The organism is Sagittula sp. P11, assembly GCF_002814095.1.
In the GTDB taxonomy this organism is placed as follows: Bacteria; Pseudomonadota; Alphaproteobacteria; order Rhodobacterales; family Rhodobacteraceae; genus Sagittula.
On sequence record NZ_CP021913.1, the window covers coordinates 1502347 to 1515550 of the forward strand.

Sequence of the window (13204 nt, forward strand, 5' to 3'; positions counted from 1 at the left end):
TGAAAGAAGGATCCGGAGAATGACCCTCACGCGGCGAAAGCTGCTTATGTACGGCGCGGCCCTCGGTCTGGCAGGCTGCAGCACGTCGGCACCGATACGCGCCCCGCAAGGCACAACGCGCGATCCCTCCCTGCAACCGCAGCCGAATGCCGCCTACGATCAGTGGGTTGCGGCCTTCAGAGGCCGTGCCCAATCCCGCGGGATTTCCGCCTCGACGCTGGACGCCGCCTTTCGCGGGCAGGGATTCCTGCCCGGCGTGGTGGAGCGGGACCGCAACCAGACGGAATTCAAGCGCAGCCTCGAGGACTACCTCGCCATCGTCGCGCCCGAGGAAAAGGTCACCTTCGGGCGGCGCGCCGTGTCGGCGCATTCCGGACGGCTGGCACAGGTGGAGGCGCGCTACGGAGTGGACGCCGACGTGCTGGGCGGTGTCTGGGGGCTTGAGAGCTACTTCGGCACCCGCCGTGGCGACATCCCGGTGATCTCGTCGACCTCGACCCTTGCATGGGAAGGACGGCGGGGGGCGTTCTTCGAATCCAACCTGATGGACGCGCTGCGCATCCTGCAGGCGGGCGACGCCACACCGCAGCAACTCGTAGGAAGCTGGGCGGGGGCGTCGGGCCACACCCAGCTGATGCCCAACGCCTTCCAGCGCTACGCCGTCGACTTCGACGGCAACGGCCGGCGCGACGTCTGGTCCGACGATCCGATCGACGCCTTCGCGACCACGGCCCGGTATCTGAGCGAGAACGGCTGGCGCAAGGGGCAGCTCTGGGGGCTGGAAGTGCTCCTGCCCGAGGGTTTCTCGGCGCAGATCGGGCGCGGCACACGGCGCAGCGTCTCGGAATGGCAGAACCTTGGCGTCCGGCCCGCGCGCGGCGGCAGCCTGCCCGACTACGGCGCGGCAGCGGTCGTGGCACCGATGGGCGTGGACGCGCCTGCCTTCCTCGTGTTCCGCAACTTCGACGTGATCCTGCGCTACAACCCGTCCGAGAATTACGGGTTGGGCGTCGGCTACATGGCCTCGCGTCTTGCGGGCGGCGGACCGCTGGTGGGCCGCTTCGGGCGCGACCGCTACGGGCTCGACCTCGACGACCGGAAAGCGCTGCAGAGCGGACTGACGCGCGCGGGCTTCGATGCCGGGACGCCTGACGGCGTACTGGGCAAGAAGACCGAGGCGGCAATCCGCGCCTTCCAGCAGTCGCGTGGCATGACAGTCACCGGCACACCATCGCGCGAACTGCTGAACGCCGTGTCGTGACGCTCAGGCGCTGATCAGCAGACGGGTCTGGTAGGCCTTCAGCATCGGGCGGGCGGCCATGTAGGCTTTCCGCCCGACATCGACCTTCAGTTCCGGGAACAGGGCGAACAACTCGTCCCGCTGCGGCGCGTCGAGCCCGGCAAGGGACAGATCGCCCGGCTGGAAACTCTCGGTCCACAGCCCTTCGGACATGACCAGTTCGTGCCGGTCGAACATGAAGTGGATGTAGCTGGTCCCCTGCCCCGGCAGGAGCTGCTCGATCCCCGGCAGCCCTACGAGGTGCAGCGCCGCGGCAAGGACCTCTTCCTCGCCGAAGAGCAACTCCACCGGCGCCCCGGTCATCACCACGCGATGCTGCGGCGACACCATCATGTCACGCTCCGGATGGCCGGGGCCAAGCGCGCCCTTGCGGATGAGGATCGGGCAGAACGCCTGTTCGGCCGCCAGTTGCCGGGACGACAGGGACTTGGCGCCGCACCAGCGCACCGCCTGATAGCCGTTATCACGGGTCAAAAGCCGGTCGCCCACCCGGATCTCCTCGGCCGCGACGTCCCCGCGCAGGGTCTTCAGCCGCGTGCCGGGTGTGAAACAGGGCACGTAGTTGATGTTCTCGATCTCCGAGAACGTCAGAACCGATCCGTCCTTCCAGGTGACCGTCCCGGCCTCTGCCCCCGTCATGTTGATCGCGGCAGACCCCGAGATGTTCAGCGTATCGCCTGCCTTCTCGCCCGCTTCGCCGCCGATGATCGTCAGGGCTCCGCCGTTCAGGTCCGCCGGGCCGACAAAGAAGGTGTCGTCGCCGTCGCCGCCCTTGGCCACGTCGCCCGACCCGGCGTGGAGCGTGTCATTGCCCGCCCCGCCGTCGAGGCTGTCCGATCCCTCCAGACCGTAGAGGTCGTCGTTGCCTTCACCGCCCAGTACGGTGTCGTCGCCCTCGCCCGCGTTCACCGTGTCGTTGCCAGCGCCAGCCACGATGCTGTCGTTGCCGGCCCCCGCTTCGATGCTGTCATCGTCGGAGAAGTCCGCCGCGTCGCCGTCATCGATGTGATCGCCATCCGGGTCGCCGGTGTAGCCCGCGTCGATGATGTCGTCGCCAGACGTGCCTTCGACCACGTAGTCGCCCGCGAAGGCCGGAATACCCATGGCCACCAGTGCCTCCGGCGCCGAGATCTGCGCCGCCGTCAGCCCGGTCAGCACAAGTATATCGCCCGAGGGGAAGGTCAGGGTCGCGTCACCCGTGCCGTCGCCATTGGTGTCACCGACCACCACGTCCTCGACCGAGACCGGCAGGCCCCAGAAATCCGTCAGGTCGGAGACGTCCAGCAGGTCCCTCCCGGTGTAGGTGCCGTCGCCGTTGTCGATGGGGCCGTCGAACCCGGCAATCACATCGGTGCCGGATCCGTCCGCCAGCTTCAGCGTGTTCACGCCGGAACCCAGCACGATGGTCTCCACCTCGTCGAAGACCAGCGTGGAGGTGCCGTCAGTGACTGTGCCGACCTCCGGGTTGAGGTTCGACAGGTCGATGGTCAGGTCATCCGTGACGGCAGAGAGGTCGAGCACGTCGCCGGTGGTTTCGGCCACGCCCTCCGCGTCGACGGTGTCATTGCCAAAGCCGTTCTCGATGATGAAGGTGTCGTCGCCCCAGCCGCCCCACAGGTAGTCGTCGCCCGCGCCGCCATAGAGGATGTCGTTGTCGTAGGACCCCCGCAACCAGTCGTTGCCCGCACCGCCATAGAGGGTATCGTCGCCCTCGTTGCCCTCGACAGTATCGTCCCCATCGCCGCCACTGACAAAATCGTTGCCCTGCTCGCCGTAAAGCGAATCCGAGCCGTCTCCGCCGAACAGGCTGTCGTCGCCCTCGTTGCCCGCGACCAGGTCATCTCCCAGACCGCCCTCGATGGTGTCGTTGCCTGCGGCGCCGCGCAGCGTGTCGTTGCCGGTCCCACCGGTCAGGCTGTCGTCACCGGTGCCAGCGATGACACTGTCGTTGCCGTCCAGCGCGTCGAAGGTCAGGTCGACGGAGGACACGGAAGCATCGACCGTATCGTCCTGGTTGGTCAGGACGAAGTGCTCGATACCTGAGAACGTGCCATTGTTCGTGCCGTCGCCGAGAAACCCGCCTTCGTCGGCGTTGAAGGTGAACTCGATCCCTGTTGCGGTGAACCGGGACGCATCCAGCGTGTCGTCGTCGCTGCCGGTGGTGACGGTCTCTCCGCCGTGCAGTTGCTCTCCGGTCGCGATGTCGGAGATCATGAGCAGGTCGGCATCGGCGCCGCCGTCCAGCGTGTCGGCACCGCCCCCGGCAAATATCGTGTCGTTGCCGTCTCCGCCGGACACGTTCTGGCTTTCGTCTCCAAGGTCGAAACTGTCGTCCCCGGCCGTGCCGATCTGCGCGTCGAAATCGCCTACGACGCCACTGCCCAGCTGTGCGTCGGTTCCGGCCGACCCGGCGTTGCCGATGGTAAAGCTGGTGACGCCGTCGGAAATCGTCATGACGCTGGTGGCGCCGTCGAAGTCGAACGAATACGCCGCGCCAAGCGCCGACAGGTCGAGGGTGTCGCCGTTCGAGGCATCGATCGCAGACCAGAAACCCGGCTGGTTCCAGTTCGATGTTGTTACAACGTACGTGGCCATTTCAGCGGTTCTCCAGCCCGCGCAACGCGACATGTCCGGCCACAGGCCGGTTCGGATCGGCGGGATCCCCCGGACCGTTCAACATGTGCGGCAGCTGCGCGATTCAATTATGACTTCAGGGCGTCTGCTCGTTGTCCAGAAACGCGAAGAATGTGACGCAAATAGGCAGATTTGGCGGTATCTTGACGAAATCGGAAACCAACGGCCAGCCGCCGCGCACATTGTTTCAGCCTCTCCAAAGGCTGTCTGGCGGGTTCAGAGAAGGGCGCGGATCGGGTCCAGCAGACCCTTGTTGCGCAGCGTCCGCACCGGGTAGGTGTCGTCGTTGATGAGCTTGTCGAGACTGAAGCCCGGCTCGATCTTGGCCATCTTCCTGGCCACAGCCTGCGCCTTTTCCAGATCGCCCTGCATGGCGTAGAGCGCGAGCAGGTGGCGGTGCGCCGGGCGCGACAGGGGCGCGGCGCGGGCGGCGGCCTCCCCGGCTTCGATTGCGTCCTGTGGCCGGTTGCAGGCGATGGCGATCACGCAGTGCCCGGTGTCCCAGTAGTGGCGGAACGGCGAGGTCCGCGCGATGGCGCAGGCGCGGGCCGAGGTCTTGTAGGCGCGGTCTAGGTCACCCGCCAGCATGTAGCCTTCGGACAGCGACTTCAGCGCATAGGCAGAGGCCGGGTTGCGCTCCACCGCGTTGCGCGCCATGTCGATCACCCCCGCGGTGTCCCCCACGGTCGTGGCCCGGACCTTGGCGACGATGGACTGCACCAGCGCATTGTCGGAATCCAGTTCGATGGCGCGGTAGTACAGCTCCATCGTCTCGTCCATGAGGTCGCTCTGGTCCGCCTCCGACAGCTCCATCATCTGGGTCATGCGGATCAGGCTGCACCACGCGAGGTAGATACCCGACGGGTCGTTGCGGAAGGCCTGATCCATCAAGCCGTAGGCTTCGCGCAGGGCATCCTGGTCGAAGCTGAACATGCGGTAGAGCCCCAGCCGCGACAACGCGGTCGAACGCGACTCGGGCCGGTCCTTCTGCAGCACGTGCGGCAGCTTGCCGAGGATCTGGTCCGCCGCCTCGAAAACGGTGCGGGCGACCGCCTCCTCGCTGTTCATCACGTCCTCCAGCCGATCGATGCGCTGGAGCTTGGAATAGAGGATCCGCGCACTGGGCTGGTGCACGGCCTTCAGGAACAGCGTGTGGCCCTCGTTGTCCTGCACGATCTGGCTGTGGATCACCACGTCGCTGTCCGGCGCCTCGATAGCGCCCGAAAGCTCCGGGTCGGCCTGACGCCAGGCGCGCACCTGCTCGCCGATGTTCTCGCCGATCTGGTTGGACAGGACCTCGCTCATGATCTGGCTGTGCAGGCCACCCGACACGTCGCTGCGGCAACTGATGAGAACGCCCTTGCTGTCCGACGGCGTCGCGCGGGAGATCATCGTCTGAAGCTGCGCGCGCTCCTGCCTGAGCCAGTCCTCGAACTCCGGATCGCGGACGTCCATGCCTTCCAGCAGCTCGGTGCGCTCGTCGCCGGGGACGACCTCTTCCAGCAGGTCGACACGAACACCGGCCTGCTCCAGCCAGACGGCGCTGCGGTCCGACCCGAGGCGCACCGCCTCATCGCCGAGCGCGCTGCGCAGCTTGGACAGGGCCTGTCTGAGGTTGGCGCTGGCCTGCTCGGGACCGAAGGTCGACCAGAGCTTGTCCTCGAGCCAGCGGCGGGTGCGGTTCATGCCGGGGCTCAGCGCCAGCATCGCGATCAGGGCCTGATTCTTGGCGCCTTTCGGGGTCAGGTCCATGCCGTTCGGACCGACCACCCTGAAGGGGCCGAGCACCTCGATCCTCAGAATATTGTCCTGCGGTCCGGACATGGATTACCCCTTAGGTCACGCGACGTTAACACCGGCTCACGAGACCGGCAACACTCGTGAAATTTCCGTAAATCAATTACTACAATTCGTTAAGCAATTTGACGCAACGGCAGGCATCGGGTCTGAATTGGTCGAAATGCGGGGTTGGGGAGAAAAGACGGCATGCCTGTATTCGGGATCGATAATCACCAGAACCATCAGAACCACCAAAATCATCAGAATCACCAAAACCATCAAAACCACCAGAATCACCAAAACCACCAGGCGACGGAAAACCACCAGTCGGGCCCTGACAGCGGGTTCACCGGGGCGGCCCTCGGCATGGCGCGCGATGGCACGGTGGGGTTCTGGGACGGTTCGCCCGACCGCGAACCGCACCCCAACGGCCGCGACAGCTGGGCCGCGCTGAAGGCCATGGAGACCGGGCCGCGCCGGGCGGTCCTCGACCAGGCGCTGACGGGCATGTTCGGCGTCTCCCTCGACACCTCCACCGACACCAACGACGAGGGGCGCGTGACCCTGGGCGGCGAAACCATCGTCACGCTGAAGAAACCCACCAACGCCTTCCTCGCCGAGCACCAGCTTGGCTTCCTGCGCACCTACGCCGACCTGCGCGGCGACCGGCTGTCGGAAATCGTCATGCAGACCGGCGACATCCAGAGCTTCTTTGCCCTCGTCGGCTACATGGCGCCGGACGCCACAAAGTGGACGCTGGCCCTGAACCAGGCGATCTACCGTCTGTGCACGATGATCGAGCAGCCGCTGAAGCATGCCTTCGACGTGGCCCGCCCGATCGCCATGACCGCCAAGGTACAGCCGATCATCCAGACGCCGGGTCACGGGTCGTGGCCCTCGGGCCATGCCACCGAAAGCTTCGCCTCGGCAACGCTGCTGACGCGGCTGTTCTACAACAGGGCCTTCGATCCGGTGCAGCAGATCGCGGACGGCAACGAACTTTACCGCCATGCCGAACGCATCGCGATGAACCGCACCGTGGCGGGTGTGCACTTCCCCACCGACAGCATGGCCGGCGCCGTCCTTGGCGTGACCCTGGCCGAAGCGCTGGTCCGGCTTCTCGACGGCGAGACCGAGGTCAAGGCGCGCACCTTCCACGGCGATGCCTATGCCGGCGACTTCACCCTGAAGGCGCTGACCGACGCGCTGGCCGGCAACACGATCATCGAGACGACATCCGTCACCTTGACCGCGGACATCATCCCGGCGTGGCTGCGCCGCATGTGGGCCGACGCCAAAGAGGAATGGTAAGGGTTTAACCAGTACCCGGCGCACGCCGGACGTTGTCGGTGGGCCGGGGTGCTGCAAGGCGCCCCGGTGTTTCTTTGTGCGCCAGTCCGCTTTTCGTCAGACCGGCAGATCGGCGCCAGGCCCGCTGCCCTGCGCCACGACGATATAGGCCCCGAGCCGCGACCTGCGGCCCTCATCGACCTCGAACAGATCGAGGGCCGCCGGGTCCAGGTCGTCGGTCTGGGTGGTTGCCGGGTTCTGCGCGTTGGCCGCAATCAGCCCGGCCGAAAGCCCCAGCGCCCGCGTCAGGCGACCGGCAGCGGCGCTTGTGCCCCCCAGCCGCCGGGCGGAGCCGGACAACGTGCCGCACCCCCGTGTGCCGCCGGAGAAGGCGCCATGATCCACGAGCGTTGAAACCGTTGGGGTCGCCACCGTCCACTCCGACCCTTGAGCACTGTAGAACGCCGGGGCGAAGTTCGCATGGGTCGGCACCGGGTGACGCGGTGTCCAGACCGCCGCACCGCAGGAGAACACCTGACGCGCCGCGGTGGTGACCAGCGCATTGTGACAGCCGGACGGCGTCACCGGGCAGTCGTCCTGCGGCTGGGTGTAGGAGGCCGCCGTTTTGCTCCATCCGTAAGCGCCGGTGTGATCGAAATAGGCCTGCCGCCCGCGCATGAGGCTGCCGCCAAGGGCGTCGTCGCGCTGGATCTGGCAGAGCACGCAGACCTCCGCGTCGCCATCCTGGCGCACGTCGATGGTCCATGCGCCGGGCTGGGCCACCTCCTCGCGGGGTTTGCGCCGCTTGGTGGGGGCAAGGGCCAGCGTGTAATGCGCCGCCTCCACCCCGTCCGCTCCGGCGGGGCGCTCCGGCACGTGATACAGCCGCGCGACGGACGTGCCCTTGTCCTCCAGCGACACGATCTCTCCGGGCTGCAGCTTGAGGTAACCGGTGGTGGTCCCGTCCGGCGCGGTCACCGACAAGGCGAGATCGCCGGTCACTCCGCCGCGCGGATGGAATTCAACGAAGCTCGCGGTCATGTCGTCGGGCTGGACGCGGACCACGGCCTGCGCCTCCGCGCCCTGCTGAAGGTCGAAGGCGCACAGCAGGCCGTCTCGATAGCTGTTGCCGAAGGACCAGACGATGCGCACGGGCTGGCCTGTCACCTCTTCCCAGACGCGCGCTTCACGCGCCAGTTGCCGTTCGACGAAGCGGGTGCCGTTCTTCGGCCCCGCGGTGATGCCCAAGGACAGGTTGACGATGACCGGCGCTGCGGCGTCGATCTCTGCCGCGCGGCGCAGGATCCACCGCAGCCCCTGCACCATGTAGCTTTCGAACCACATGCCAGAGGTGTCGTCGATGGTCTCGGACGGCAGTTGCACCGCGATCAGCGGCCAGTCCCGGACGGGATCGTGCTCATCCAGCGGATCGGCCCCGGCGGCGAGGTCCAGCACATGCGTCCCGTGACTGGTCTGCGCCCCGAGCGCCGGACGCGTCCGCACCCCACCCAGCGCCCTGTTGAGCCGGGCATAGGTCGCGTCCTCCGGCAAGGGCAGCAGGGCGTCGATGTCCGCCGCGTTCAGCACCTGTCCCGACAGGACCCCACCCTCCGTGCTGCGGCTTTCCAGCGCCTGCAGCCAGACCGCGTGAAAGCGGGTGCGGGCGGTGCCGTCCGGCACGAACTTGCGGAACCGGGCGTTCAGGAACCCGACGCCGTCGTCGATGATCGCCACGATCGGGGTGCCCGGGGGGATGGCCTCTGCAGCTGGCGCGGGCCCGGGCGCGGACGCCACCGCTGCGGGCGCCTCCTCCAGCCGTACCGGGACGCCGGTGTCCAGCACATCGAACAATGAAGCGTGTTCGCTGTCGGGCGTGCCGACCTTGCGGTACAGCGCGTATTCGTCCGGCAGGGCCGCGTGAGTCGCGGGGTCGTCGATGCGGGTCTGCAGGGCCTGCGTCTCGTGCGGGTCCATCAGCAGGACCGTGCTGGCCGCCAGAGCGTCGACCAGCGCCTGGCGCACGGCCAGCGCATCGGTCCCGGTTTTCAGCGCGACGAAGATCGGTTCGTACTCCGCTCCGCTGTCCGGACGCTCCGGCGGCAGGGCGTCCAGACGCTTGCCCAGCAGGCGCGACCAGTCGAGATAAGCGTCGCGAAAGGTGTGCGGCCGCGGTGCGCTCCAGGTAAAACCCATCGAAATCCCCCCCTGTGTGCCTTTGCGTAAATCAAAGGCGGTTTCCATGGGCCGGTCAAGCAAGCCGCTGGAATGCCAAGGTGAATTGCGCAGAATTCACGCCCTCCGATGCGTGAATTACCGCCCCCTGAACCGCAATTAATCACGCATTCACGCGCAAATTGCGGAGCACTCACGGTACGATCACGCACGCTGCGCATGCTTGGGTCAACGCATCGTCAACAGCGCCTTCAGAGCGCCGGGACCATCCGGGGGAAGACATGACACGTACCCAGACGCCAGACCAGACAAGGGCCCGAAAGCGCGCCTCGACGCTGGCCACCACGACACTGAAGGTGATCGACGGCGGAGGTGCCCGGATCGGCCCCCGCCACCAGGCCATCGTGCCGGAGGCGCCGCGCCTCTGCGTCTCGGAACTGGCCGCCGACATGGCCGAGATCTTTGCCCTCTCGCTCTTGCGCAAGCGCGGTCTGGCCGACCTGGACGATCCGCACTGCGCGGTCTGGATCGACGGCGCCACGCATTTCACGCTGCACGAACTGCTCTGCGATCTGCGCAGCCTCGCATGGTTCGACCAGACCCGCAGTCTGCCGGAAATCGCAGGCGACGCCGAGGCCGAGCAGCGGCGCGCCCTGCGCTGGAACGCCGACGGGCAGCTTACCCTCAGGACGCTGTTCAACTGCGGTGTCGCGCTGCGCGGCACACAGACCCGCGTGTCGCGCTTCTGGAGCGGGGACCACGCCGGGACCGTAACCGACCCGGTGCGCCGCCCGCCTGCACCCGATGCGCCGATGTCGGTGTGGCTCGACTGGTGCGGACGGCACAGCGGCGCAACGCTTCAAACGCCGCCTGAACGCGAAGGCGCCATTGATCCCGGCACGCTCGAGGACATGTCCGGCGGCCTGCACGAGACCCCGGCGGGCCGCCCCTTCTACAACGCCGCGCTCAAGGCGCTGGCCCATCGCGCCGCGCTCGACGGCGGGCTGGCGCTGTCGGAACCGATGTGGCGCGGCCCCCGCCTGCTGGCGCTCATGGCGGAGGCCGAGACCCGCGCCCGCCGTGCCGCGCTGGACCTCCTGATGTCCCGCAGCCGCCTGGCCCGGCCTGCCGTGACTGCCGCACGAATGACCGTCTGGCTGGCGCGCGAGGAGCGCGGGAATGAACCGACGAACGCGCTCTACCGTGCCGCCGCCGACGAGCTGGCGGAATACGCACCGAACCTGCTGTACTGGGTCAGCCGCGACAATGGCACGCTGCGCGGCTGCCAGAGGTTCGACACCTCGCTTTTCCTGCCGCTGGCCGAACCGGAGCGGCAGGCGGTGCCACCCTCCGACTGCGCCAGCCATGTCGTCGTGGCCGGTGCCATGGCGACCCTGTTGAAGGCGGTGTTCGACACGTCGCGGCGCGCGCAGATCCAGATGGTCGGCACCACGGGACCGGCGCAGGCGCTGGGGGAAGAGGCGGACCGCATGGCCTCCAACATCGCGCTGGCCCGCATCGTGTCAGGCGGCTGGCATCCTGCCGAGAACATCCAGCAACTGCGGCTCGGTCAGGCCATCGCGCTGCAGGTGCTGCGCGAGACGCTGGAGACCGACAACCGCAGCGCCACGCTCGACCTTACCGATTTCGACGACCGCCCGCTGCGGATCGAGGCGCACCCCCGGCACTTCGGGCGGGGCTTTGCGCAGTTGCGGGCCAATGGCGCAGCGGTGCCCTGGCCACAGGAGGCCGCGCCGCCCGCCGCGCACCTGACCGCCGTCGTCTAGCGCGCCGCCAGGTCGCGTTGCGCGGGCACGGTGCCCGAGATCTCGAGGATCAGCTTGCGCTTCACGGCCTCGGCAAAGCTGTCGCGGCTCTCTGCGGTCACCACGAAGGCACCCGGACCGCCGATGATCCGCTCTTCATAAAGCGCCTCAAGCCCGCCCTGTGCGCGCCCGGGATCGTCCGGCCGCAGGATCGGCAGGGCGTTGATCGTCACGCCCGCCGCCAGCACGGTATCGCGGGCCTCCTCGATGGAGGGCCCCGACCAGTTGTTCGCGCTGTCGCCCGAGAAATCGATCACCCGGCGCCAGCCTTCATGCGCGTTGGTGTCCATCAGACGCAGCGCATCCAGCAGCGCAGCCCCGATGGCGTTGCGGCCGTAAGCCTGGCGCGGCTTGCCGGTCAGCTCGTCCGCAAAGGCCTGCGCCGTCTCCGGCCCGTCGATCAGCATCCAGTCGGCCACGACGGCGGTATTCGCCGCCCATTCGACATAGGTGACCGCGATGCTGCCGTAGGCGGTGCCGCCGATGGCCGCCAGGACTTCCGGGTCGGTGATGGCCTGCGCGTAGCCCTGCCGCTGAAAGGCGATCTCGCGGGAATCGATGCTGCCGGAGGCATCCGCCAGCAACACCAGTTCGAGGTCGGTATCCTGCGCCTGCGCCACGCTGGCGCTGAGCAGAAAGGCCAAAACACGTGCCAGCATCCGAAGTCCCCCACTTGTGATCGGGAAAAGGCTAGCACGGCGGCCGCGCACCTCCAGCCTTGATGCGTGTCAAGGCACGCAGAGGTGATCCGCGCCATCGTAGCCAGAGGGAGACCAAGGAGACCGCCATGACCCGCCTCGCCATTCTGCTCTGCAGCCTCGCGCTGCCCGCTTTCGCACAGGATGCGGAGGTCGGGCGCGACCTCTTCACCCGACACTGCGCCACTTGCCACGGCCTCGAAGGACGGGGCGACGGGCCGATGGCGGGCGTGATGATGATCAAGCCGGTCAACCTGACCGAACTCGCCGCGCAGAACGGCGGGACCTTTCCGATGGAGAGGGTGGTCAAGCGGATCGACGGGCGCGATCCGCTGGTCAGCCACGGCTCGCCCATGCCGGTCTACGGCGACTTTTTCGAAGGGGTTTTCGACGTGCCGATCAAGACCCCGGCCGGACAGCCCGTTCTGACCTCGCGCCCGGTCGTGGACCTCGTGGCCTTCATCACGCAAATTCAGCGGCAGGAATGAGTCAGCGGCAGATGCCCTCGGTCTCCACGTCCTTCCACGGCACCCGCACACGCGGTGTCGTGATGACATGGTCCAGCCGGTCGATGGGCATCTCGGCGGCGATCAGGCTGCGCAGGCGGGCGGTGCGCGGCGCCTCCGGGTCCAGGAGACGGCAGCAGACGTATTCCTCCACGATGCTGCCCTGCTGTTCAAAGCCGTAGTCGAGAAAGCGCGTCGTGTTGTCCGGATCGAAGAGATAGGGGTCCTTCGATGCGACGTGCTCGTTCAGGGCCTTGAGCGGCGTGTAGCCGGTGCGCTTCCGGTTCTGCCATTGCCAGACATGGGTCGCCTCGTGGGCGAACAGCATGGCGTCCAGCAGGTCGACCTCCTCCGGCCAGCCCTCCAGAAAATCGGGGCGGTAGATGTCGTCGCGGATCATCACCTTGTTGAAGAGCACCGTGGCCGCGGGCGCGACGGTGACCTCGGTGGTTTCCGACAGCGGCGGCCAGATGCGTTCCTGGCACGTCGTGCGCGGGCGGACCGGGATCCGGTAGGTCATCGCACCTGCGAAATGGCCATCGACCAGCCGGATCTTCGAGGTGTCGAGGTCCGGGCCGTGGATGGCAGCCAGGTACTCGGCCTCCGACGGGGTCAGGGGCCGGCCACAGGCCGCGAGGAGAAGAAGAAACAGCAGGGCAAGGCGCATGGCCGGAGGATGGCGCGACGACGGGCGGATTGGCAAGCGGTGTCGGAGCGGCCACGCAAAAAAGAGCCAACCGTCTGGCGCCCGCGAATCCCATTCGATCCATCGACCCTTTCCAATTGGCCGCGCACTGGAAAACAGGGCAATTCACACGGTCCCGGTGTGGGGACGAATTGCCCGCAATCTGTGATTGTCAATCCGTGACGCAATCATCGCATAAGGCCCAATTACCGCATTCATAGACAAGTTCAAAACTTGCGCGAATTGACCGAAATCGGGCAGAACTTTGTGCAATTTATGTCTCAGTGCCCCGTTTTTCCGTGGGCCGTTTTGAG

General features: G+C 67.1%; 9 protein-coding genes. 4 read left to right on the plus strand and 5 right to left on the minus strand.

Annotated elements, in window-relative coordinates:
- Positions 1-19: 19 nt before the first annotated feature.
- Positions 20-1261 (plus strand): lytic murein transglycosylase, encoded by a 1242-nt coding sequence (locus tag CDO87_RS07360; protein WP_198521838.1) that lies wholly within the window; start codon positions 20-22, stop codon positions 1259-1261.
- Between the two features lie 3 nt (positions 1262-1264).
- Here the strand turns inward: CDO87_RS07360 and CDO87_RS07365 are convergent, their stop codons facing one another.
- Both CDO87_RS07365 and CDO87_RS07370 read right to left on the minus strand, forming a co-directional pair.
- Positions 1265-3895, minus strand: a complete 2631-nt coding sequence (locus tag CDO87_RS07365) for a Hint domain-containing protein (RefSeq protein ID WP_100928183.1) — start codon at positions 3893-3895, stop codon at positions 1265-1267.
- A gap of 255 nt (positions 3896-4150) precedes the next feature.
- Entirely contained in the window at positions 4151-5758 is a 1608-nt protein-coding gene (locus CDO87_RS07370; RefSeq protein WP_100928184.1) for a transcriptional regulator, read from the minus strand.
- Positions 5759-6079: 321 nt separating this feature from the next.
- Here CDO87_RS07370 and CDO87_RS07380 point away from each other — a divergent pair, with 321 nt between their 5' ends.
- The gene (locus CDO87_RS07380; protein ID WP_100928186.1) at positions 6080-7024 is read left to right on the plus strand and encodes a phosphatase PAP2 family protein; all 945 of its coding nucleotides are present in this window, start codon (positions 6080-6082) and stop codon (positions 7022-7024) included.
- 96 nt (positions 7025-7120) lie between these two features.
- Here the strand turns inward: CDO87_RS07380 and CDO87_RS07385 are convergent, their stop codons facing one another.
- Positions 7121-9196 carry a hypothetical protein gene (locus CDO87_RS07385; RefSeq protein WP_100928187.1) on the minus strand — a complete coding sequence of 692 codons (2076 nt, stop codon included), beginning with the start codon at positions 9194-9196 and terminating at the stop codon, positions 7121-7123.
- A 260-nt stretch (positions 9197-9456) separates the two neighbouring features.
- On the opposite strand from CDO87_RS07385, the gene CDO87_RS07390 reads away from it, so the two are divergent.
- On the plus strand, positions 9457-10962 hold the full coding sequence (locus CDO87_RS07390; protein WP_100928188.1) for a bromoperoxidase: 1506 nt from the start codon (positions 9457-9459) through the stop codon (positions 10960-10962).
- Here CDO87_RS07390 and CDO87_RS07395 read toward each other — a convergent pair.
- Positions 10959-11660 (minus strand): DUF1194 domain-containing protein, encoded by a 702-nt coding sequence (locus CDO87_RS07395; RefSeq protein WP_100928189.1) that lies wholly within the window; start codon positions 11658-11660, stop codon positions 10959-10961. The genes CDO87_RS07390 and CDO87_RS07395 overlap by 4 nt on opposite strands.
- A gap of 128 nt (positions 11661-11788) precedes the next feature.
- Between CDO87_RS07395 and CDO87_RS07400 the strand changes: the two genes are divergently transcribed.
- Positions 11789-12187, plus strand: coding sequence for a cytochrome c (locus CDO87_RS07400; protein ID WP_100928190.1), 399 nt, complete (start codon positions 11789-11791; stop codon positions 12185-12187).
- A gap of 1 nt (position 12188) precedes the next feature.
- On the opposite strand, the gene CDO87_RS07405 is transcribed toward CDO87_RS07400, so the two are convergent.
- Positions 12189-12872, minus strand: a complete 684-nt coding sequence (locus CDO87_RS07405; protein WP_100928191.1) for a hypothetical protein — start codon at positions 12870-12872, stop codon at positions 12189-12191.
- Positions 12873-13204 lie beyond the last annotated feature (332 nt).

Coding starts and splice junctions, on each gene's coding strand:
- CDO87_RS07360 (WP_198521838.1), top strand. CDS start 20: ATGACCCTCACGCGGCGAAAGCTGCTTATGTACGGCGCGGCCCTCGGT.
- CDO87_RS07365 (WP_100928183.1), bottom strand. CDS start 3,895: ATGGCCACGTACGTTGTAACAACATCGAACTGGAACCAGCCGGGTTTC.
- CDO87_RS07370 (WP_100928184.1), bottom strand. CDS start 5,758: ATGTCCGGACCGCAGGACAATATTCTGAGGATCGAGGTGCTCGGCCCC.
- CDO87_RS07380 (WP_100928186.1), top strand. CDS start 6,080: ATGGCGCGCGATGGCACGGTGGGGTTCTGGGACGGTTCGCCCGACCGC.
- CDO87_RS07385 (WP_100928187.1), bottom strand. CDS start 9,196: ATGGGTTTTACCTGGAGCGCACCGCGGCCGCACACCTTTCGCGACGCT.
- CDO87_RS07390 (WP_100928188.1), top strand. CDS start 9,457: ATGACACGTACCCAGACGCCAGACCAGACAAGGGCCCGAAAGCGCGCC.
- CDO87_RS07395 (WP_100928189.1), bottom strand. CDS start 11,660: ATGCTGGCACGTGTTTTGGCCTTTCTGCTCAGCGCCAGCGTGGCGCAG.
- CDO87_RS07400 (WP_100928190.1), top strand. CDS start 11,789: ATGACCCGCCTCGCCATTCTGCTCTGCAGCCTCGCGCTGCCCGCTTTC.
- CDO87_RS07405 (WP_100928191.1), bottom strand. CDS start 12,872: ATGCGCCTTGCCCTGCTGTTTCTTCTTCTCCTCGCGGCCTGTGGCCGG.